We start from the raw sequence: 20,012 nt of genomic DNA, 5'->3' as shown, positions 1-20,012 counted from the left end.
CGTTGTCTGGGTGGCGTGTGCACACAGCATCTGCGGGGGTGGCACGGGGGACAAGGGAGTGTTCCGCTCAGCGGACCGGCGCGTCCAGGAGCCGGAGCGCGTCCACGGCCGCCGGTGAGAGCGCGGAGGGCCGAAGGTCCGCCAGCGGCAGCCAGCGCGCGGCGTCGGTCGAGCCGTCGGCCTCCGCGACCGTGGTGGCCCCGGGCTTCAAGGTGACGGCGTAGAAGAGCCCCACGAGGTGCCAGTCGACGCCCTGGCGCCGCACCGCGTACGAGCGGGCGTCGAGCAGCCGGGCGTCCAGGAGGTCCCGCCCGGTCTCCTCCCGCAGCTCCCGCGCGAGCCCCTGGACGGGCTGCTCGCCGGGGTCGATGCCACCACCGGGCAGGTGCCACAGCCCCGGGGCGAAGACCGGTGAGGAGTCCGACAGGCGGGCCAACAGCATCCGGTCGTCCTCCACCACGACGGCGTAGGCGGAGACCCGGGTCTGCGGGAGAGAGTTCATGATGCCCTTTCCGATGCTGTTTCCTGACCGTTCCTGCTCCGGCGTCCTGGACCGGGCGAGAACTCTAACCCTGGCCAGGATCAGGCGTGGGCACATCGGGTGGAGGCACCCGGCTCCGCTCCGCCGCCACGAGCGCGCTCGCCGTGAGGCGGTTCGCGGGGTCGGACGCGGCGGCCATGAGTCGCGCGGCGGTGGCGGCGGCGGTGTCGGGCGGGACGACGAGCAGGTCCCAGCGGCGGAAGTTGTGGGAGAAGAGCCGGATCGTGTGCGGGTCGCACCCGGAGACGAGCCGGGCGACTCGCACGGTACGGCCACGGACGCGGAGCTCGCGGGGCGCGGCCGACCAGGTCTCGCGAGGGGCGGCGACGCGGGCCACCCGCTCCTTCTCCGGAGCGAACTCTTCGATCAGGCCGGGAAGTTCGACGGCCAGGTCATCGGACCGCGGCCACCACGCGCCGCACACGGGCCCGGGCGGAAAGCTCGGCGGGCACAGAGCGAGACGGGCGGGCGGGGGATGGTCGCGGGCGTTGGGCGCGTCCATGGCGCGGTCCCTGTCCCCGGGCGGCCGTGTGGCGGCCCGGCATCGGCGTGCCGCGGAAGCGGTGCCGACGGAGCGGCACACGGTGAACTCCCGGTCACCCTACGGTACTCCGCGCGGCGGGCGACCCCGTGACGCGTGATCCGTGCCCGCGGCCCGGGCAGGGGAGCGCGGCCGGGGGACAGAGGGCGAGGGGGGCGGCTCAGGCGGGGGCTGTCTCGTCGGCGTGGGTGCGTCGTGCCTGCGATCTGCTGTCGGTCAGCCAGGTGTGCGGGGCAGGATGCGGCCGCAGGGTGTCGACCGTCAGATGGAGGCGGATGCCCTCGCCGTCGTCGCCGGTGGGGTAGCTGCGCGGTTCGTCGCAGACGAGGCGCTCGCGCAGGACCCGCGCCACCTGCCGGGCCGCTTCGGGGTCGTCGGAGACGATGCGGACCTGGACGCTCCCGTCGGCCATCGGGCGGGTGCCGGTGCCGCTCATGGCGTCCGCCCGGTGGCGGCCCGTGTGTCCCCGAGCCTGGGGCGCGGTCGCTCACGGCGCGGTCCCGCGGAGGGAAGGGGCATCGGAAGTCGTGCGGTGATCACCCTCATGGTGAGACCCGTCCCCGAACCCTCAGCTGCCGAGCCCGGTGCTGTGGCCGAGAGAGCGACCGGCAGGGGAGGCGGTCGGGAAACGCTCTCAGTCCCTGTGAGCCTACTCCTGGGATCGCCTCCACCACGACTGCACGCACGGCCCTGCCGGGCGGACGACGCCCGCTGTACGCACGCTGACCAGGAGTAGGCTGGAAAGACCGAGGTGTCCTCGCCGCTCGGTGACCATGGGTGAGCACAGTGTGCCGCGGTGGCCGCCGCTCCTGGGAGGTGTGCCATGAGTGACGATCCGGCCGGTCCGGTCGAGCTCCCGGCGGAAACCGGAACCCCTCACGGGGTGCTCGGCGCGACCCTGCTCAGAATGGCGACGACACCCCGGCGCGACGGCACCTTCGACGGGGCGTGGTGGCCCAGGTCCCGGAACCTCGCGGTGCAACTGCCCGGTCTGATCCGCGCGTTGACGGAGAAGCTCGGTTCGGTCGCCCGGATAGGCCTGGACTCCGGCGCGTGGGACGTGCATCTGCGCTCCTTGGCCGTCGACGGCAGCCTGGTGCGGATCGACTGGTCCGAGATCGACGACCACACGATGCTCGTCACCCGTGGCCACCAGGACATCTTCTCCTTCCTGATGCTCCCGTGGTACGCCGACGAGACGGCCGCCCGTGCCGCCATGACCCTCGCGGTACAGGACGGCAACAGCGCCTCGGCCGCGGAGATCCTCGCCGCCACCGGCATTCCCGCCCGCTGACGGCGAACGCCGCTCACTCCAGCTCGTCGAGGCGCCAGTGCTGGCTGGTGTCGTCGGTGTCGTCCTGCTGGACGATCTTCGCCCCGTCCGCGGTGGAGCCCGACGCGACGCCGAGCACCTTGCCGCTGTGGACGTTGACGAGTTTCACGTGGCCGCCGCCGACATCGGTGAGGCGCCACTGCTGGTTGGCGCCGCGTGTGGCGGGCCACTGGATGACGGGGGCGCCGGAGCTCGTGGACTCGCTGTGGACGTCGATGTGCTGCCCTGAAAGGGAGTTGGCGAAGGTGGTGAGCCCGTGGGAGAGGGTGGTGCGGCGCCACTGCTGGTTGGCCTTGCCGTGGCAGGGCCACTGGATCAGCTGGACGCCCTGGGAGGTCGACTCGTCGGGCACGTCGAGGGCCTTGCCGCTGCGCCGGTTGGTGAGGACGTACGTGCTCTGCAGGACCCTGGAGAAGCCGATGGGCTCGGGCGTCGTGCGGTGCAGGTCGAAGACGACGATCTCGTTGCGGCCGGCCCTCAGCCAGGGCGCGGGGCAGTACAGGCGCTGCTGCGGGCCGACGGACCAGTAGCGCCCGAGGTGGTGCCCGTTGACGAAGACCACGCCCTTGGTCCAGGCGGACAGGTCCAGATAGGTGTCGCCGGTCTCGTCGAGGGTGAGGGCGGCGCGGAAGAAGAGGCCGCCCCTGGCGCGGTCGCTGATGACCGGGCGCAGGGCGGCCACGAACTTCTCGTCGACGGGCAGGGAGTACGTCTGCCACCGCGTGAGCGGGCCGTCGAGCGGACCGGCACCGGACAGGGACACCTGCCCGGTGATGCCCTTGCGGTCGACGTAGTGGCCGAAGTTGACCCGTCCCAGGCCCTCCACGAGGACGTCGAGCGTCGGGGACGCGTCGGCGTCGCCGAGCGGGAGGCTGCTCCCGGTGGTGACCTTCAGCGGTCCGGCGTACGCGGGCCAGAGGGCGACCCGGCTGAAGCCGCCCTGGTAGGCGCCGTCGAGGAAGACGGTGGCGTAGTCGTGCACCCCGGTGACGTGCAGGGTCGCGCCGCCGTAGCCGGACAGCGGACGGCGGTAGAGGATGAAGCCCACGCTCTGGCCGTAGGTCTCCATCGGCTGGGCGGTGACCGTCCGGGACGGGGGCAGGGCCGGGGGGAGGTTGTCCCACAGCGAGGCGTACGCGGTCGGTGTGACCGGGCCCGGAGCGATGGTGGCGACGGGATCGGGCAGTGGGGGCAGCGGTTCGTCCAGATAGCTGCCGATGAGGGTGCGGTACGCGGTGTGGCTCGCGGTCGGGCGGCCCTGCTCGGTGATCGCGGCGCTGTAGTCGTAGCTGGTGATGTCGGGGGTGTAACTGCCGCCGTCGTCCGCGGAGTTGGCTCCGGCCCAGTAGCCGAAGCTGGTGCCCCCGTGAATCATGTAGATGTTGAACGACAGCTTGGAGCGCATGAGGCCGTGCAGGACGGGGGACTTGTCCTTACCGATGCCGCCGAATCCGCTGTCGCCCCACGCCGTGAACCATCCGGCCCAGGACTCGCCGATGAACGCGGGAACCGCGGGGAAGGCCCGTCGGCACTCGGCGATGGCCGCGGCGTCCCCGTCGGACAGCCCGATGGCTCCGCCGGGCACGTTGGTGCGGTTCGCCTTGACCTGGGCGAGGCCGTCCTGGGTGTAGAACGGGCCGGGGACGCCCGCGTCCAGCCACGCCTGGCGGAGCTCGTCGAGGTAGGCGGCGTCGTTGCCGAACGAGCCGTACTCGTTCTCGATCTGCACCATGAGGACGGGGCCGCCGGCCGCGACGAGGAGCGGTTTGACCACCGGAGCGATCCTGGCGATGTAGCGGCGGACCGCCGCCATGTAGTGCGGGTCGGCCGCCGACCGGACGCGGATCCTGGCCGCGGGGTCCTTGAGCAGCCAGGCGGGCAGACCGCCGAGGTCCCACTCGGCGCACACATAGGGCCCCGGGCGAAGCAGCACCCACATGCCCTCGTCCTGGCACAGCCGGACGAACGCGGCGAAGTCGCGCCGGTCCGTGGTCAGGTCGAAGACGCCGGGGCGCTCCTCCAGGTAGTTCCACATCAGGTACACGCCGATGGTGTTCAGGCCCATCGCCTTGGCCATGCGGATGCGGTGGCGCCAGTACCGCACGGGGATGCGGCACGGGTGCAGCTCGCCGCTGCGGATCTGGAAGGGCCGCTCGTCGAGCAGGAACTGGCTGCCGTCCGCGGAGAAGCCGAACGTGTGCCGCGCGGCGGCCGCGTGGCCCTCGGTGGCCCAGGTGGCGGCGAGCGGGGTGAGGGCGCTGATGATCAGGAAGTCGCGTCGATCCATGGGGCGCTCCAGGGGGTGAGGAGAAGTCTCTGGCCCGGCGAACGTGGAGTGACGTCAGCTGCCTGTCGGCAGTGTGGGATTACGGTAGGGCGTGTTCGAGTGTGTTGGAAGGGGTGCGGTAATGGTTGTGTGTCGTACCGTCAGATTCCTTCAGGGCGCGGCGAGTTGACGGGGCGCCACCTCGGCGGACGCCGCGCGGCGACGGCCTGGCGGCGACGGCCCGTACGGCCTGCGCTCGTGCCCTCAGGGCGTGTTCGGCGGGTCCTCGCGCCGGCCCCCGCCGGGGCCCTCCGGATCGCGGCGGTGGACCAGGACTTCGTCGACCCCCGTGATGTGGAGCACCCGCCGGACCGGCTTCGAGGCCTCGATCACGGTGATGCGGCCGCCCGCGACGCGGCAGTGCCGGTGGTGCGCGGCGAGGGCGTTGATCCCGGACGAGTCGATGAAGGCGACGTCGGTCAGGTCGAGCTCCACGCGACGGTGCAGCAAGGGGGCCAGGGCCGCCCGCAGGGAGGGCGCGCTGGCGATGTCCAGATCTCCGTGTACGCGTACCAAGGCGGGGTCGAACCCCGAGACGATGTCCACGCGCAGGGACGAGGGAGAGGCGGCGGCCATGGTGGTGCCTTCCGGAGGTACACGGCAGTGCCGGTCAAAGACCATGCATACGGTAGTGATACCCACCAGGCCCGAGCATTTCCTTGGCGCAGACGTACCGGAAAGGTGCAAGTGAAGGGACTGAGCGGACGCGTGACTGAACTGTCTTCGAACGGCTTTCCGGTCGTTCGAAGGTCGAGCGACGGCGAACCCCGGGCGGTGCCGCGGCGCCGCCCGGGGTCTCCCGGGGGCGGGCGCCGCGGCACCGTGTGCGTCAGATCCCGTCGTCGGGTCGCTTGTGGATCTTCAGGCTCTTGGGGATGGCGGGCAGCAGCCGCTGCTTCGACGACACCTCGCGGAGGGTGCGGGGATCGGTGAACGTCTCCTGGCGCGCGGGGCGGAAAGTGAGGGCCGGACCGCCCTTGCGCAGGTTGCCGCCCTTGGGTGCGGGCCCGTCGAGGGCGGGGAGGCGGTAGGAGGGGGCCTTGCGCAGGGCCTGCTCCAGGAACGCGGCGGTCAGCTGCGCGGCCTGGGCGCGGGCGGCGGCCGGGGACGCCACCTTGGAAGCCTTGCAGGGGCCGATCCCGCCGCCCTTGTCGGTGGGGGCGAGGTTGGTGTTGATCATCCGGTGGCCGGTCCCCGCGAGCAGGACGTCCGCCGCGACCCGGGTCGAGCCGGACCGTGCGAGGGCCTTCATCGTCGCACGCCCGGCCTGCGGCTCGACGTCCTCGTCGCAGGCGCCCCGGATGTTGAGGACGGGCACCTTGTGCGGCGCGGGCTCGGCGTTCTCGGCGGGCTCGATGGCCACGGCGCCGAAGAGCCCGGCGCGCTGGGCCGCCTTGGGGGACAGGACGTAGCCGCCGCCCCTGCTGTGCCCGACGAGGCCGACGCGGGAGGTGTCGATGCGCCCCCTCACCCCGGGGAGCTTCAGGCCGTGGTCGACGCCCTTGTTGAGGTCGGAGAGGAGCCGCAGATGGGCGCTGACCAGATCGGTGTAGCCCTTGGTGGGGTCGGTCTCGCCGCCCCACCAGATCTCCGGGGACACGACGTCGATGGACACGGCGACGAAGCCCTTGCGCGTGAGCGCCTGCACCACGTGCGACAGGCCCGCGTTCTGGCGCAGATAGTCCGGCCCGAGGCCGCGCTCCGGCTTGCCGGGCTTGGCGCAGACCAGCGGCCAGTGGGCCTTGACGGGGTTGCGGGCGACGACGTCGGACGCGTCCTTCGTGGTCACGCAGTTGTGGTGGGTGCCGTGCAGCACGACGACGACCGGGTGGGGCCCCTTGCCCTTGGGCATCCCGAGCACGCCGTGGACCTGGGAGGGATTGCCCGCCGTCCTGCCACCGGTGATCTTGAGGAGCCCGGGGGCGAGGCGATAGCTGGTCAGGCTCGCCGCGTTGCCGGTGGTCCCGGCGGCGGCGGTCGGCCGCGGGGACGCGGGGTCGCCGGGGGCCGCCGCCCGGGCGGCGGCGGTGCCGCAGGTGAGCGTCAGGGCGAAGGCGGCGGTGGCGGCCGTGAGGTGCGCCGCCCGGCGGGTTGCAGTGGTCATGGCTGAGAGGACGGTGGAAAGGGAGGGTGCGTTCCCCTTTTCGCGGCGCCATGCCGCCGGAATCGGTCGCCACCGCCACGACTCCGTACCTGGTCAGCGGCATGATCCCGCATGACGCTTGACCCTCCTTGGAGAGCTCTCTAAATTTAATCCACTCTCTAACTCTTCCGGAAGGGGCGTGGGCGGATGCGGCCGGTCGAAGGGGGACTGCGCGAGCGGCACAAGGCCCAGCGGCGGGCCCGGATCCTCGAAGCGACGCGCGAACTCCTCCGGGAAGGCCCGGAGTCGGTCATCAGTACCGAGCGGATCGCCGAGCGCGCGGAGGTCGCCCCGGCCACCGTGTACAACCTGATCGGCCCGCGCGAGAGGATCTGGGAGGCGCTCGCCGAAGGCTTCACGGACGAACTGGAGCACCGCCTGGCGGCGGCGGAGGACGGCGGCCCGAGGGAGGTCGTCCGGTCGACCGTCGAGCTGTTCGTGGACGACCCGGTGGTGTCGCGGCGCATGGTGCGCGCCTGGGAGGCGAGCGGCCTCGTGTTCGCCCGCAGCCCGCTCGGCCAGCTCCGCCGGGCGATGGCGGACGCCCGGGCGCGGGGCGTGCTGCGCGCCGACGTCGACACGGACGCGCTGGCCTCCGCCGTCGGCACTTCGTGCGTGGGCGCGCTGCACCAGTGGGTCGCCGCCCTGATCGACGACGACCGGTTCCTCGCGCGCTCCCTGTTCGCACTGGACGTGGTGCTCGCCGCGGCCGCCGCGGACACCCACCGCGACCGGCTCCTCGCGCCGCTGCGGCCCCGGGGCGCGGTGTGACGGCCGGCGCCCTGCCGCGGCCCCGGCGGTTCACCGGCCGCGACGGGATCCGGCTCGCGGCCGACGTCTGGGGCGAGGCGTGCGCGCCGCCCCTCCTGCTGCTGCACGGCGGCGGCCAGACACGGCACGCCTGGGACCGGACAGGACCCCGCCTCGCCGCGCTGGGCTGGCGGGTCGTCGCCCCCGACCTGCGCGGCCACGGCACCAGCGGGTGGTCGGCCGACGGCGACTACGACCTCGACCTGTTCGCCGACGACGTACGGGCGCTCGTCGCCGAGCTCGGCGAGCGGCCGGTGGTCGTCGGCGCCTCGCTCGGCGGCCTGAGCGCGCTGCTCGCCGCCGGCGAACCGCCCGGGGCGGCGCTGCGCGCGCTGGTCCTCGTCGACGTCGCCCATCGGCCCGACGACCGAGGGGTCCGCCGGATCGTCGCCTTCATGCGCGGCAGACCCGACGGGTTCGCCAGCGTCGAGGAGGCGGCCGAAGCGGTGTCCGCCCACCTGCCGCACCGCCCCCGCCCCGACGACCCCGACGGGCTGCTCAAGAACCTGCGGCGCCACGGCGACCGCTGGGTCTGGCACTGGGACCCCCGGATCCTCGACAGCTTCGAGGGCCGGACGGACCCGCCCGGCCGGGCGGAACGCGTCCTCGCCGCCGCGCGCCGCGCCGAGGTGCCGATCCTGCTCGTGCGCGGCGGCGTCAGCGACGTGGTGCGCGAGGACATCGCCGAGGAGTTCCGCGCCGGGGTCCCGCTCGCGCGGCGCGTCGACGTGGCGGGCGCGGGCCACATGGTGGTGGGCGACCGCAACGAGCACTTCATCGATGCGGTCGTCCCGTTCCTGGAGGGGCTCGCCTGACGGGGCATCCGCCCGGGCGGCCCCCGGCGGGACTACCGTGGAAGCCCACCCCCCTCGATCGGTGCACGGTATGGAACCTCTGGCCGAGCTGGACGCCCGCGTCACGCGGTGCGCGGCCTGCCCGCGCCTCGTCGCGTGGCGCGAGGAGGTCGGGCGGGTGAAGCGCGCCGCGTTCCAGGACTGGACGTACTGGGCCCGGCCGGTGCCCGGGTTCGGGCCGCCGGACGCCTCGCTGCTCGTCATCGGGCTCGCGCCCGCCGCGCACGGCGGCAACCGGACGGGCCGGATGTTCACCGGCGACCGCTCCGGCGACGTCCTGTACCGGGCGCTGTACGACCTGGGCCTCGCGTCGAGCCCGCTGGCGGTGTCCCTGGACGACGGGCTGACGCTGCGCGGCGTCCGCGTGACCTCGCCGGTGCACTGCGCGCCGCCGGAGAACAAGCCGACGCCGGGGGAGCGGGACACCTGCCGGCCCTGGCTCATGCGGGAGCTGGAGCTGCTCGCGCCGCGGCTGCGGGCGGCGGTGGTCCTCGGGGCGTTCGGCTGGCAGGCGGCCCTGCCCGCGTTCGCGGCGGCGGGCTGGCGGGTGCCGAGGCCGCGCCCGCGCTTCGGGCACGGCGCCCGCGTCACCCTGGAGCGCGCAGCGCCGCTCGCGGACGGCCCGGGCCCGGTCACCCTGTACGGCTGCTTCCACGTCAGCCAGCGCAACACGTTCACCGGCCGACTGACCCCGGACATGCTCCGGGACGTCCTGCGGACGGCGGCGGGCGAGGCGTGCGTGCCGCCCTACGCCCCGCCCGATTCCCCGCCGTACGCGCGCGGTTGACCGACGTCAGGCGCCGACGTACGCCGCCAGGTGCTCACCGGTGAGCGTGCGGCGGGCGGCGACGAGGTCGGCGGGCGTGCCCTCGAAGACGACCTGTCCGCCGTCGTGCCCGGCGCCGGGGCCGAGGTCGATGATCCAGTCGGCGTGCGCCATGACCGCCTGGTGGTGCTCGACGACGATGACGGTCCTGCCGGAGTCGACGAGCCGGTCGAGCAGGCCGAGCAACTGCTGGACGTCGGCGAGGTGCAGGCCCGCGGTCGGCTCGTCGAGCACGCAGACGACGCCGTCGCCGCCCTTGTCGGCCAGGTGAGCGGCCAGCTTGAGCCGCTGCCGCTCGCCGCCCGAGAGCGTGGTCAGCGGCTGGCCGAGGCTGATGTAGCCGAGCCCGACGTCGACGAGCCGCTCAAGGACCTTGTGCGCGGCCGGAGTACGGGCCTCACCGGCGCCGAAGAACTCCTCGGCCTCGGTCACCGACATCGCGAGCACCTCGCTGATGTCGCGGCCGCCGAAGCGGTACTCCAGGACCGAGGCGTCGAACCGCCTCCCCTCGCACTCCTCGCAGGTCGTGGAGACACCGGCCATCATCGCCAGGTCGGTGTAGATCACCCCGGCGCCGTTGCAGTGCGGGCAGGCGCCCTCGGAGTTGGCGCTGAAGAGCCCCGGCTTCACGTCGTTGGCCTTGGCGAACGCCTTGCGGATCGGGTCGAGCAGCCCCGTGTACGTCGCCGGGTTGCTGCGCCGCGAGCCCCGGATCGGGCTCTGGTCGACCGACACCACGCCCTCGCCCGCGGGGATCGACCCGTGCACCAGCGAGCTCTTGCCGGACCCGGCGACGCCCGTGACGACGGTGAGCACCCCGAGCGGCACGTCGACGTCGACGTCCCGGAGGTTGTGCGCGTTCGCGCCGCGGATCTTCAGCGCCCCGGTGGCCTCGCGCACCGTCTCCTTGACGGCGGCCCGGTCGTCGAGGTGGCGGCCGGTGACGGTGCCGGCGGCGCGCAGGCCCTCGACGGTGCCCTCGAAGCAGACGGTGCCGCCCTCCGCACCGGCGCCCGGGCCGAGGTCGACGACGTGGTCGGCGATCGCGATGGTCTCCGGCTTGTGCTCCACGACGAGGACCGTGTTGCCCTTGTCCCGCAGCCGCAGGAGCAGCTGGTTCATCCGCTGGATGTCGTGCGGGTGCAGACCGATGGTGGGCTCGTCGAAGACGTACGTGGTGTCGGTGAGCGAGGAGCCGAGGTGGCGGATCATCTTGACGCGCTGCGCCTCGCCGCCCGAGAGCGTGCCCGAGGGCCGGTCGAGCGCCAAGTAGCCGAGGCCGATCTCCACGAACGAGTCGAGGGTCTGCTGGAGCGCCGTGAGCAGCGGCGCCACGGACGGCTCGTCGAGGCCGCGGACCCAGGTGGCCAGGTCGCGGATCTCCATCGCGCACGCGTCGGCGATGCTGAGCTTCTTGATCTTCGAGGATCTGGCCCCCTCGCTCAGCCGGGTGCCGTCGCACTCGGGGCAGGTGGTGAAGGTGACCGCCCGCTCCACGAAGGCGCGGATGTGGGGCTGCATCGACTCCTTGTCCTTGGCCAGGAACGACTTCTGGATCTTCGGGATCAGCCCTTCATAGGTGAGGTTGACCCCGTTGACCTTGACCTTCGTCGGCTCGCCGTAGAGGAAGTCCCGCATCTCCTTCTTGGTGAACCTGCGGATCGGCTTGTCCGGGTCCAGGAAGCCCGACTGGGCGTAGAGCCCCACGGTCCACACGTTGTCCGACTTCCAGCCGGGGATGGTGAACGCGCCCTCGGCGATCGACTTGGAGTCGTCGTAGAGCTGGGTGAGGTCGATGTCGGAGACGGAGCCGCGGCCTTCGCAACGCGTGCACATGCCTCCGGTGCGATTGAAGGTCGCCTTCACGGTCTTGGTCCTCGCGGCGCCGCGGTCGACGGTGATGCCGCCGCTCGCCCGCACCGAGGCGACGTTGAAGGAGTACGCGCTGGGCGGGCCGATGTGGGGCTTGCCCAGTCGGCTGAAGAGGATCCGCAGCATCGCGTGGGCGTCGGTGACCGTGCCGACCGTGGAGCGCGGGTCGGAGCCCATCCGCTGCTGGTCGACGATGATCGCCGTGGTCAGACCGTCGAGCACGTCGACCTCGGGCCGGGCCAGGGTCGGCATGAAGCCCTGTACGAAGGCGCTGTAGGTCTCGTTGATCATCCGCTGTGATTCGGCGGCGATCGTGTCGAACACCAGCGAGCTCTTGCCGGAGCCGGAGACCCCGGTGAAGACCGTGAGCCGCCGCTTCGGCAGCTCGACGCTGACGTCCTTGAGGTTGTTCTCGCGCGCGCCGTGCACGCGGATCAGGCCGTGGCTGTCGGCGACGTGCGGTGCGGGCGACTGCGCGTGCGTCCCGGTGGCCTTGCTCATCGTGTCTCCCTGTGTGTGCGGGCCGCCCGCGCGGCCTCCCCCGTGTCGCCCGGCCTGATCCGCTCGGCGGAGCCCTCCGCGGCACTGGGCCGGGACCCTACCGCAGGGGGCTTCGAGCAGGTCCTACTGCTTGCGGGGCCGGTGGAAGCGGACCATGTTGCCCGCCGGGTCGCGGAAGGCGCAGTCGCGCACGCCGTAGGGCTGGTCGATGGGTTCCTGGAGCACGTCGGCGCCCGCGGCCCGCACGCGTTCGAAGGTCGCGTCGACGTCGTCCGTCGTGAAGATCACGCCGCGCAGCAGGCCCTTGGCGAGCAGCTCCGCCATCGCCTGCCGGTCGGCCGGAGCGGCGTTGGGGTCGGCGAGCGGCGGCTCCAGGACGATCTCCACGTCCTGCGCGGGCGACCCGACGGTCACCCAGCGCATCCCCTCGAAGGCGACGTCGTTGCGGACCTCCAGGCCGATGACGTCACGGTAGAAGGCGAGCGCCTGGTCGTGGTCGTCGACGGCGAGGAAGCACTGCGAGAGCTTGATGTCCATGCCTCGACGCTACGAGGCGCCGGTCGAATCCGCTTCTCCGATCGTGACCGGTTTCCCGGCGACCCCCGATGAGCCGTTCCCGCCCGCTCCCCGCTCGCCGGTCCGCTGCCCGGACCCCTCCGGCGCCAGGGCCGGTCCCCCGTTCTTGACCGGCCGCGTGTGGATCTTGGCGACACACGCCGGGATCCCGGCGCCCGCCCCGTGGTCCCGGGCCCGGTACGCGCTCGGGGACTCGCCGACCAGCTCGGTGAAGCGCGAGCTGAACGACCCGAGCGACGTACAGCCGACCGCGAAGCACACCTCGGTCACGCTCATGTCGCCGCGCCGCAGCAGCGCCTTCGCCCGCTCGACGCGGCGGGTCATCAGGTAGTTGTACGGCGTCTCCCCATAGGCCGCGCGGAAGCTGCGCGAGAAGTGGCCGGACGACATGAGGGCGACCTTCGCGAGCGCCGGGACGTCCAGCGGCCGCGCGTAGTCGCGGTCCATCACGTCCTTGGCGCGGCGCAGCCGCACCAGGTCCTCCAGGTTCATGGCCACAGCATCGCACGGGCGGTCGATCCACCGCCCCGACCTGCGACGCCCCGGGGCCGCGCGGGTTGTGCGCTGCCGTGCCAACTCCTGGGCGCGGGACGAAAAGCCGGGCGTCCCGGCCGGTCGTAGCTTCCTGGTGTGCCGAGCCGCGGACGCGGTCGGCGCGCTACCGAACCGCCTGTGAAAGGACCCCTCATGTTCGACGTCACCAAGGTGCAGGCCGCCCCGAGCTCGGACCTCCTCACGCCCGACAACGCGGTCATGCTCTTCGTGGACCACCAGCCGCAGATGTTCTTCGGCACCGGGAGCGGCGACCGCTCCTCGATCATCAACAGCACCGTGGGCCTGGCCAAGGCGGCCCGGGCGTTCGACGTGCCGGTCGTCCTGACCACGGTCGCCGCCGAGTCCTTCTCCGGGCCCCTGCTGCCGCAGCTCGCCGAGGTGTTCCCCGGGCACGACGTGGTCGACCGCACCTCCATGAACGCCTGGGAGGACGAGGCGCTCGTGGCCGCGGTCAAGGCGACCGGACGCAAGAAGATCGTCCTGTCCGGCCTGTGGACCGAGGTCTGCCTGGTGCTGCCCGCGCTGTCCGCCCTGGAGCAGGGCTACGAGGTGTACGTCGTCTCCGACGCCTCCGGCGGCGTCAGCCCGGCCGCCCACGAGCACGCGCTCCAGCGGATGGTGGCCGCCGGAGCCGTCCCGGTCACCTGGGTCCAGGTCCTCCTGGAGCTCCAGCGCGACTGGGCGCGCCAGGAGACCTACGGCGCCGTCATGGACATCGTCAAGGCCCACGCGGGCGCGTACGGCCTGGGCGTCGTGTACGCGCAGAGCATCCTCGGCGCGCACGCGGCGGGCTGACCGCCTTGGACACCGGCATTCTCCTTCTGCGCCTCCTCGCGGGCCTGCTCGTCGCGGGCCACGGGGTGCAGAAGATCAGCTCCCACCTCGGCGGCAAGGGTCTTGAGGGCGGCACCGAGGAGTTCCGTGCCGACGGCTTCCGCGGCGGCGCCCTCACCGCCCTCGCGGCGGGCGGCGGCCAGATCGGATCGGGCCTGCTGCTCGCCGCGGGCCTGCTGACCCCGCTCGCCGCGACCGGGGCCATCGGGGTCATGACGGTCGCCCTCACCGTGAAGTGGCACAACGGCCTCTGGGTGCAGAACGACGGATACGAGTACCCGCTCGTCCTCATCGGCACCGCCACCGCCCTCGCCGCCACCGGGCCCGGCGACCACTCCCTCGACGCGGCCGTCGGCCTCACGCCGTACCCGCTGTGGTGGGCGGCCGTCGCGCTCGTGGCCGGTCTCGGCAGCGGGCTGCTCACCCGGCTCGTCCTGCACCGCCCGGCCCCGGCGACGCCGGTGCCCGCCGCCCGCGCCGAGGGCTGATCCCGCCCCACAGACCGGGCCCGGCCGCTCCGCGACCCCCGACCGGACGGCCGGGCCCTCCCTCCTCCTTCCCGACCAGGAGCACCCCATGGACACCGCGACCACCGCGTCCCCGCGCGGCGGCGGACAGCCGCTGCTGCACCAGAAGGGCGCCGAGACCCAGGCCTTCGGCACGCTCAAGCAGCTGCCGATCGGCCTCGGCCACGACACCCGCGGATACGCCTGCCGGCGCCTGAACCGCGTACTGGCCGACACACAGATCCTGTACTCCCTCTACAAGAAGCACCACTGGCTGATGCGCGGCGCGACCTTCTACTCGCTGCACCTCATGCTCGACCGGCACGCCGAGGCCCAACTGGCCCTCGTGGACGAGCTGGCCGAGCGGGTCCAGAGCCTCGGCGGCGTCGCGGTCGGGGACCCGCGCCACGTCGCGGAGCTGACCACGATCCCCCGGCCGCCGGACGGCGTGGAGGAGGTCCCCGTCATGCTGTCGCGGCTCCTCGACGCGCACGAGCGGATCCTCATCGACGCGCGGGACGCCGCCGCGCGGCTCTCCGCCGAGGGCGACGAGGGCGGCGCCGACCTTCTCGTCTCCGGCGTCATCCGCACCGGCGAGGCACAGGTGTGGTTTCTCGCCGAACACCTCGTCGACACGCCGCTGGTGCGCGGCTGATGGAGGACGCGTACGACGTCGTCGTGGTCGGCGGCGGTCCCGGCGGCGAGGTCGTCGCCGACCGGGCGGTCCGGGCGGGACTGACCGCCGCCGTCGTCGAGGCCGGGGCGGTCGGCGGCGAGTGCTCCTACCGCGCGTGCGTGCCGAGCAAGGTCCTGCTGCGGCCCGGCGCCGCCCGGGAGGCCGCGCGCTCCGTCGACGGGGCCCGGCAGTCGGTCACCGGGGCGCTCGACGCGGCGCGCGTCCTGGCCCGCCGGGACCGCTTCACCGCCCGCGGCGACGACTCGGGCCAGGCCGACTGGCTGAGCGGCGCGGGAATCCCCCTCGTCCGCGGGCACGGACGGCTCGCCGGGGAGCGCCGGGTGGAGGTGACCGGGGCCGACGGCACGGTCCGCACCCTGCGCGCCCGGCGCGCGGTCGTGCTCAGCCCCGGCACGGATCCCGCGCTGCCGCCGGTCGAAGGCCTCGACCGGATCGGCGTGTGGACCAACCGGCAGGCCACGACGTCCGACGCGGTGCCCGAGCGGCTCCTCGTCATCGGCGGCGGAGTGGTGGCCTGCGAACTGGCCACCGCCTGGCGCTCCCTCGGCTCCGCCGTGACCCTGCTCGTCCGCGGCCGGTCCCTGCTGAGCGGCTGGGAGCCGTGCGCGGGCGAAGAGGTCGCCCGGGGCCTGACCGCTCTGGGCGTGACGCTGCGCTTCGAGGCAGCGGCCACCCGGGTCACCCGCGACGCGGCCACCCGCGCCGTGACGGTCGAGACCGACGACGGCGCCGTCCTCGGCTGCGACGAGGTCCTCGTCGCCGTCGGCCGCCGCCCGCGCACCGAGGACCTCGGCCTGCACACCGTCGGCCTCACGGCCGGTGACTGGCTCCCGGTCGACGACACCTGCCGGGTCACCGCCGTCGACGGCGACTGGCTCTACGCCGTCGGCGACGTCAACCACCGCGCGCCGCTGACCCACATGGCCAAGTACCAGGCCCGCGCCTGCGCCGCGGCGATCGCCGAACGGGCCGCGGGCCGCCCCGCCGACACCGGGGGATGGCCGGCCTGGGACGCGCGGGCCGGCCACGCCGCCGTCCCGCAGGCCGTCTTCACCCGCCCCGAGGTCGCCAGCGTCGGCCTCACGGAACGCGCGGCCCGCGCCGCGGGCCTGGCGGTCCGCGCGGTGGAGTACCGCGTCGACGACGTCGCGGGCGCCGCGCTGTACGCCGACGACTACCGCGGCCGCGCCAAGCTCGTCGTCGACGAGAGCCGGGGAGTCGTCGTCGGCTGCACCCTCACAGGACCGCTGGCGACCGAACTCGTCCACACCGCCACCGTCGCCGTCGTCGGAGAAGTCCCCCTGGAACGGCTGCGCCACGCCGTCCCCGCCTTCCCGACCGTGAGCGAGGTCTGGCTGCGGCTCCTTGAGGCGTACGGCCTCTGAGGCACCCCGCCCACCCCCGGGGAACGCGCCGCGCGCCCGCGCCCCACCCGCACATCCGCAAAGGAGAACCCCCGATGCCGAACCCGCCGACCCCCGCACCCGCCGCCCCGCGCCAGGAGCACGCGCGGGCCGACCTTCTCGTGCGCAACGCGAAGGTGCACACCGGCGACCCCGGGCGCCCCGAGGCCCGCGCCGTCGCGATCCGCGACGGACGGATCGCGGCCCTCGGCGACGACCACGACCTCGCCCACCTCGTCGGGCCGGGCACCAAGGTCGTCGACGCCCTCGGCCGCCGGGTGATCCCCGGCCTGAACGACTCGCACCTGCACGTCATCAGGGGCGGCCTGAACTACGTCCTGGAGCTGCGCTGGGACGGCGTGCGCAGCCTCCGCCACGCCCTGGCCATGCTGCGCGAGCAGGCCGGCCGCACCCCCAAGGGGCAGTGGATCCGGGTCGTCGGCGGCTGGACCGCCGAGCAGTTCGCCGAGCGCAGGATGCCGACCGTCGCCGAGCTGAACGCCGCCGCCCCCGACACACCGGTGTTCGTCCTGCACCTCTACCAGTCGGCCCTGTTGAACCGGGCCGCCGTACAGGCCGCCGGATTCACCCGCGCGACCCCCGACCCGCAGGGCGGACAGATCGTCAGGGGCCGCGACGGCGAGCCCAACGGCGTCCTCCTCGCCGCGCCGAGCGCCCTCGTCCTCTACTCGACCCTGGCCAAGGCGCCCGCCCTCGACGAGGCCGACCGGAAGACCTCGACGCGGCACTTCCTGCGCGAGCTGAACCGCTTCGGACTCACCTCCGCGGTCGACGCCGCGGGCGGCTTCCAGAACTTCCCCGACAACTACGCGACGGTCACCGACCTCGCCGCGTCGGGCGAGCTGTCCCTGCGGATCGCCTACCATCTGTTCCCGCAGACGGCCGGTCAGGAGCTCGCCGACCTCAAGCGCTGGATCGGGACGGTGAAGCCCGGGGACGGGGACGAGTGGCTGCGCCTCAACGGCGCGGGCGAGAACCTGACCTGGGCCGCAGCCGACTTCGAGAACTTCTCCGAACCCCGTCCCGCGCTCGCCGAGGGCTACGAGACCGAGTTCGAGCACGCCGTCCGGCTCCTGATGGAGAACGGCTGGGGCTTCAGGCTGCACGCCACGTACGACGAGACGATCCGCCGCGACCTCGCGGTCTTCGAGAAGCTCGCCGCCGAGGGCCTCTTCCCCGGCGACAACCGCTGGCTCTTCGACCACGCGGAGACCGTCTCGGCCGACAGCCTGGACCGGATCGCGGCCCTGGGCGGCGCCCTGTCCGTGCAGAACCGCATGTCCTTCCAGGGCACCGCCTTCCGCGAGCGCTACGGCGCCGAGGCCGCCGCCCACACCCCGCCCGTCCGGGCCATGCTCGACCGGGGCCTGACCGTCGCCGCGGGCACGGACGCCACCCGCGTGTCCTCCTACAACCCGTGGGTGGCGCTCCACTGGCTGGTGACCGGGCGCACCGTGGGCGGCACCGCGCTCTACCCGGCGGGGAACCTGGTCGACAGGGAGACCGCGCTCGGCCTCTACACCCGCGGCGGCGCGCGCCTCACCGGTGAGCAGGACGTCAAGGGGATCCTGCGGGAGGGCTACTACGGCGACCTGGCGATCCTGTCCGACGACTACTTCACCGTGCCCGACGCCGTCATCCCCGACATCGAGTCCGTGCTCACCGTCGTCGGCGGCCGCGTCGTCCACGCGACGGCGGAGTACGAGGGACTCGACGAGGCCGTCCCGCCGGTCAGCCCCGAGTGGAGCCCCGTGGCCCGCTTCGGGGGCTACCAGGCCGGTGCCCGGCAGGCGGCGCTCGTCGCCGAGGCCGCGGCCGAGTCCGAGGAGCACCGCCAGTGGCGGGTGGCCCGCGGCTCCGCGCCCGACACGCCGCCGTCGTTCCTCGACCCCTGCTTCGAGCACTGAACGAGAGATCTCCACGATGAGTACTGCTTCCTCCACCCCCGTCGACGGGACCGACGACGGGGCGGACGGCCCTCCGGACGCTCCGCAGGGACGCCGTTTCGAGCCGGACCTCCGGCCGATGACCCGGATCAATCTGCGCCCCATCGCCTCACCCATGCCGCTGGGCTTCTTCACGGTGGCGATCGCCTCGGTGATGACCGGGTGCCTCCAGCTCGGTGTCTTCGACCCCGAGGCCCGCGGCGCCGTCGCCCTGTGCGTCCTGCCCGCCTTCGCGCTGCAGTTCCTGGTGAGCGTGCTGTCCTTCGGCGCCCGTGACGTGATCGCGGCGACCCTGATGGGCACGTTCGCGGGCAGCTGGCTGGCGTACGCCCTGGTCATGGTCAGCGGCGCGGCCGAGGGCCTGCGGGTCCTCGGCGTGTTCAACCTGGCGTTCCTCTGTTTCGGGGCGCTGATGACGGCCGTGACGCCGCCCAAGCGCGCGATGTGGCTGGTCCTGGTGGTGTCCCTGCCCCGCTGGGCGGCCACCGGCCTGTCGGGCCTGACCGGCGCCGAGTGGCTCACGCGCACCTCCGGCGTCCTCGGCCTCCTGGTGGCGCTCGTCGCGATGTACGCGGCCTTCGCCCTGATGCTGGAGGACATGCGCGGCGAGGAGGTCCTGCCCATCGGCCGCAGCGGCCCCGCCCACACCGCGGTGACGGGTGACCTCACCGTCCAGCTCCGCAACCTCGAACGCCACGCGGGCGTGCGCCGCACCCTCTGACCGCGCCCACCGCGCCCACCGCGCCCACCGCGCCCACCGCGCCCACCGCGCCCACCGCGCCCACCGCGCCCACCGCGCCCACCGCGCCCACCGCGCCCCACGCAACCCCACCCACGCACCCAGGAGTTCCCCCGTGCCCCGATCCACCGGCCCCACCGTCGTGCTGGTCCACGGCGCCTTCGCCGACGCCTCAAGCTTCGCCCGCGTCATCCCCGAACTGACCGCCGCGGGCCTTGAGGTGCTGGCCCCCGCCGTGCCCAACCGCGGTCTGATCGACGACGCCGCGTACCTCGCCTCGGTGATCCGCGCCGTCGAAGGCCCCGTGATCCTGGTGGGCCACTCCTACGGAGGCGCCGTCATCACCCTCGCCGGCGCGGAGGACAACGTCCGCGCGCTCGTCTACCTCGCGGGCTACGCCCTGGAGGAGGGCGAGAGCCTGGGCGAGCTGCAAGGCCGCTTCCCCGACTCCGGCCTCGCCGACGCGCTCGTCCAGACTCCGTTCCCCCTGCCCGGCTCCGCCGGGACGGGCACCGACGTCACGGTCGACCCCGAGCGGTTCCCCGCCCTCTTCGCCGCCGACGTCGAGCCCGCACTCGCCGCGGTGCTCGCCGTCTCCCAGCGCCCCCTGGCCGCGCGGGCCTTCACGGAGGCGGCCCCCGTCGCCGCGTGGCGGACCAAGCCCTCCTGGGGCCTGGTCGCCGCCGCCGACCGGACCATCAATCCCGACGTCGAGCGCTACGGCTACGAGCGCGCGGGGATGACCACCGTCGAGGTCGACTCCTCGCACCTGGTCATGCTCGCCCGGCCCGATGCCGTCGCCGCCCTCATCCAGGAGGCCGTCCGGTCCATCACCCGCTGACCTGCGCCTCCGCCGTGAAACACCGGTACCGACCCCGCCTCCGTGTGGGGTCGGCACCTCCACGCCGACCTCGCGGGTCGAACGATTGGTCGATGACGTCCGTGCGCTGATAACTTCTGCTCGCCCCCAGGAACGCTCGGGGGTGCG

At 73.5% G+C, this 20,012-nt stretch carries 20 protein-coding genes; 11 read left to right on the top strand and 9 right to left on the bottom strand.

The genetic code is table 11. The features are described 5' to 3' along the window. Positions 1-67: 67 nt before the first annotated feature. The 3 genes from MQV74_RS03140 to MQV74_RS03130 all read right to left on the bottom strand — a co-directional run bounded on the left by MQV74_RS03140 (position 68) and on the right by MQV74_RS03130 (position 1,518). Complete coding sequence (locus MQV74_RS03140; RefSeq protein WP_242714462.1) at positions 68-502, bottom strand: NUDIX hydrolase; 435 nt, start codon at positions 500-502, stop codon at positions 68-70. Between the two features lie 64 nt (positions 503-566). After that, positions 567-1,043: a DUF5994 family protein gene (locus MQV74_RS03135; RefSeq protein WP_242714461.1), complete on the bottom strand. Its 477-nt coding sequence runs from the start codon at positions 1,041-1,043 to the stop codon at positions 567-569. 199 nt (positions 1,044-1,242) lie between these two features. Further along, positions 1,243-1,518: a hypothetical protein gene (locus tag MQV74_RS03130; protein WP_242714460.1), complete on the bottom strand. Its 276-nt coding sequence runs from the start codon at positions 1,516-1,518 to the stop codon at positions 1,243-1,245. Positions 1,519-1,989: 471 nt separating this feature from the next. Between MQV74_RS03130 and MQV74_RS03125 the strand changes: the two genes are divergently transcribed. After that, the gene (locus MQV74_RS03125) at positions 1,990-2,376 is read left to right on the top strand and encodes a DUF5994 family protein (protein ID WP_242714459.1); all 387 of its coding nucleotides are present in this window, start codon (positions 1,990-1,992) and stop codon (positions 2,374-2,376) included. A gap of 13 nt (positions 2,377-2,389) precedes the next feature. Here the strand turns inward: MQV74_RS03125 and MQV74_RS03120 are convergent, their stop codons facing one another. The 3 genes from MQV74_RS03120 to MQV74_RS03110 form a co-directional block, all read right to left on the bottom strand. After that, on the bottom strand, positions 2,390-4,702 hold the full coding sequence (locus MQV74_RS03120) for a beta-galactosidase (protein ID WP_242714458.1): 2,313 nt from the start codon (positions 4,700-4,702) through the stop codon (positions 2,390-2,392). A 243-nt stretch (positions 4,703-4,945) separates the two neighbouring features. Continuing rightward, positions 4,946-5,317: an STAS domain-containing protein gene (locus tag MQV74_RS03115; protein WP_242714457.1), complete on the bottom strand. Its 372-nt coding sequence runs from the start codon at positions 5,315-5,317 to the stop codon at positions 4,946-4,948. Between the two features lie 253 nt (positions 5,318-5,570). Further along, complete coding sequence (locus tag MQV74_RS03110) at positions 5,571-6,845, bottom strand: dienelactone hydrolase family protein (RefSeq protein ID WP_242714456.1); 1,275 nt, start codon at positions 6,843-6,845, stop codon at positions 5,571-5,573. A gap of 186 nt (positions 6,846-7,031) precedes the next feature. Between MQV74_RS03110 and MQV74_RS03105 the strand changes: the two genes are divergently transcribed. The 3 genes from MQV74_RS03105 to MQV74_RS03095 all read left to right on the top strand — a co-directional run bounded on the left by MQV74_RS03105 (position 7,032) and on the right by MQV74_RS03095 (position 9,335). Beyond that, positions 7,032-7,655, top strand: coding sequence for a TetR/AcrR family transcriptional regulator (locus tag MQV74_RS03105; RefSeq protein WP_242714455.1), 624 nt, complete (start codon positions 7,032-7,034; stop codon positions 7,653-7,655). Beyond that, the gene (locus MQV74_RS03100) at positions 7,652-8,509 is read left to right on the top strand and encodes an alpha/beta fold hydrolase (protein WP_242714454.1); all 858 of its coding nucleotides are present in this window, start codon (positions 7,652-7,654) and stop codon (positions 8,507-8,509) included. The genes MQV74_RS03105 and MQV74_RS03100 overlap by 4 nt, the downstream gene beginning before the upstream one ends. A gap of 70 nt (positions 8,510-8,579) precedes the next feature. Then, positions 8,580-9,335: a uracil-DNA glycosylase gene (locus tag MQV74_RS03095; RefSeq protein ID WP_242714453.1), complete on the top strand. Its 756-nt coding sequence runs from the start codon at positions 8,580-8,582 to the stop codon at positions 9,333-9,335. 6 nt (positions 9,336-9,341) lie between these two features. Here the strand turns inward: MQV74_RS03095 and MQV74_RS03090 are convergent, their stop codons facing one another. From MQV74_RS03090 to MQV74_RS03080, 3 genes are all read right to left on the bottom strand, one after another. Then, positions 9,342-11,747 (bottom strand): ATP-binding cassette domain-containing protein, encoded by a 2,406-nt coding sequence (locus MQV74_RS03090; RefSeq protein ID WP_242714452.1) that lies wholly within the window; start codon positions 11,745-11,747, stop codon positions 9,342-9,344. Between the two features lie 123 nt (positions 11,748-11,870). Continuing rightward, positions 11,871-12,284: a VOC family protein gene (locus tag MQV74_RS03085; protein WP_242714451.1), complete on the bottom strand. Its 414-nt coding sequence runs from the start codon at positions 12,282-12,284 to the stop codon at positions 11,871-11,873. A 9-nt stretch (positions 12,285-12,293) separates the two neighbouring features. Next, positions 12,294-12,815, bottom strand: coding sequence for a helix-turn-helix transcriptional regulator (locus MQV74_RS03080; RefSeq protein WP_242714450.1), 522 nt, complete (start codon positions 12,813-12,815; stop codon positions 12,294-12,296). Between the two features lie 195 nt (positions 12,816-13,010). Here MQV74_RS03080 and MQV74_RS03075 point away from each other — a divergent pair, with 195 nt between their 5' ends. The 7 genes from MQV74_RS03075 to MQV74_RS03045 all read left to right on the top strand — a co-directional run bounded on the left by MQV74_RS03075 (position 13,011) and on the right by MQV74_RS03045 (position 19,865). Continuing rightward, positions 13,011-13,673, top strand: a complete 663-nt coding sequence (locus MQV74_RS03075) for a hydrolase (protein WP_242714449.1) — start codon at positions 13,011-13,013, stop codon at positions 13,671-13,673. Between the two features lie 5 nt (positions 13,674-13,678). Continuing rightward, on the top strand, positions 13,679-14,200 hold the full coding sequence (locus tag MQV74_RS03070; RefSeq protein WP_242714448.1) for a DoxX family protein: 522 nt from the start codon (positions 13,679-13,681) through the stop codon (positions 14,198-14,200). Between the two features lie 88 nt (positions 14,201-14,288). Further along, on the top strand, positions 14,289-14,873 hold the full coding sequence (locus MQV74_RS03065; RefSeq protein WP_242714447.1) for a Dps family protein: 585 nt from the start codon (positions 14,289-14,291) through the stop codon (positions 14,871-14,873). Beyond that, positions 14,873-16,300, top strand: a complete 1,428-nt coding sequence (locus tag MQV74_RS03060; RefSeq protein ID WP_242714446.1) for a dihydrolipoyl dehydrogenase family protein — start codon at positions 14,873-14,875, stop codon at positions 16,298-16,300. The genes MQV74_RS03065 and MQV74_RS03060 overlap by 1 nt, the downstream gene beginning before the upstream one ends. Positions 16,301-16,374: 74 nt before the next feature. Beyond that, complete coding sequence (locus tag MQV74_RS03055; protein ID WP_242714445.1) at positions 16,375-18,246, top strand: amidohydrolase; 1,872 nt, start codon at positions 16,375-16,377, stop codon at positions 18,244-18,246. A 16-nt stretch (positions 18,247-18,262) separates the two neighbouring features. After that, the gene (locus MQV74_RS03050) at positions 18,263-19,006 is read left to right on the top strand and encodes an acetate uptake transporter family protein (protein ID WP_242714444.1); all 744 of its coding nucleotides are present in this window, start codon (positions 18,263-18,265) and stop codon (positions 19,004-19,006) included. Between the two features lie 133 nt (positions 19,007-19,139). Then, positions 19,140-19,865 carry an alpha/beta fold hydrolase gene (locus tag MQV74_RS03045; protein WP_242714443.1) on the top strand — a complete coding sequence of 242 codons (726 nt, stop codon included), beginning with the start codon at positions 19,140-19,142 and terminating at the stop codon, positions 19,863-19,865. The last annotated feature ends 147 nt before the right edge of the window (positions 19,866-20,012 follow it).

The organism is Streptomyces sp. AN091965, from assembly GCF_022698285.1.
Lineage (GTDB): Bacteria > Actinomycetota > Actinomycetes > Streptomycetales > Streptomycetaceae > Streptomyces.
The sequence above is the reverse complement of the archived record's forward strand: the minus strand, read 5'-3'. Positions and strand labels throughout refer to the sequence as shown.

Excerpts from the sequence above, each read along its gene's own strand:
- MQV74_RS03140 (WP_242714462.1), bottom strand. The coding sequence starts at position 502 with ATGAACTCTCTCCCGCAGACCCGGGTCTCCGCCTACGCCGTCGTGGTG.
- MQV74_RS03135 (WP_242714461.1), bottom strand. The coding sequence starts at position 1,043 with ATGGACGCGCCCAACGCCCGCGACCATCCCCCGCCCGCCCGTCTCGCT.
- MQV74_RS03130 (WP_242714460.1), bottom strand. The coding sequence starts at position 1,518 with ATGAGCGGCACCGGCACCCGCCCGATGGCCGACGGGAGCGTCCAGGTC.
- MQV74_RS03125 (WP_242714459.1), top strand. The coding sequence starts at position 1,990 with ATGGCGACGACACCCCGGCGCGACGGCACCTTCGACGGGGCGTGGTGG.
- MQV74_RS03120 (WP_242714458.1), bottom strand. The coding sequence starts at position 4,702 with ATGGATCGACGCGACTTCCTGATCATCAGCGCCCTCACCCCGCTCGCC.
- MQV74_RS03115 (WP_242714457.1), bottom strand. The coding sequence starts at position 5,317 with ATGGCCGCCGCCTCTCCCTCGTCCCTGCGCGTGGACATCGTCTCGGGG.
- MQV74_RS03110 (WP_242714456.1), bottom strand. The coding sequence starts at position 6,845 with ATGACCACTGCAACCCGCCGGGCGGCGCACCTCACGGCCGCCACCGCC.
- MQV74_RS03105 (WP_242714455.1), top strand. The coding sequence starts at position 7,032 with ATGCGGCCGGTCGAAGGGGGACTGCGCGAGCGGCACAAGGCCCAGCGG.
- MQV74_RS03095 (WP_242714453.1), top strand. The coding sequence starts at position 8,580 with ATGGAACCTCTGGCCGAGCTGGACGCCCGCGTCACGCGGTGCGCGGCC.
- MQV74_RS03090 (WP_242714452.1), bottom strand. The coding sequence starts at position 11,747 with ATGAGCAAGGCCACCGGGACGCACGCGCAGTCGCCCGCACCGCACGTC.
- MQV74_RS03085 (WP_242714451.1), bottom strand. The coding sequence starts at position 12,284 with ATGGACATCAAGCTCTCGCAGTGCTTCCTCGCCGTCGACGACCACGAC.
- MQV74_RS03080 (WP_242714450.1), bottom strand. The coding sequence starts at position 12,815 with ATGAACCTGGAGGACCTGGTGCGGCTGCGCCGCGCCAAGGACGTGATG.
- MQV74_RS03075 (WP_242714449.1), top strand. The coding sequence starts at position 13,011 with ATGTTCGACGTCACCAAGGTGCAGGCCGCCCCGAGCTCGGACCTCCTC.
- MQV74_RS03065 (WP_242714447.1), top strand. The coding sequence starts at position 14,289 with ATGGACACCGCGACCACCGCGTCCCCGCGCGGCGGCGGACAGCCGCTG.
- MQV74_RS03060 (WP_242714446.1), top strand. The coding sequence starts at position 14,873 with ATGGAGGACGCGTACGACGTCGTCGTGGTCGGCGGCGGTCCCGGCGGC.
- MQV74_RS03055 (WP_242714445.1), top strand. The coding sequence starts at position 16,375 with ATGCCGAACCCGCCGACCCCCGCACCCGCCGCCCCGCGCCAGGAGCAC.
- MQV74_RS03050 (WP_242714444.1), top strand. The coding sequence starts at position 18,263 with ATGAGTACTGCTTCCTCCACCCCCGTCGACGGGACCGACGACGGGGCG.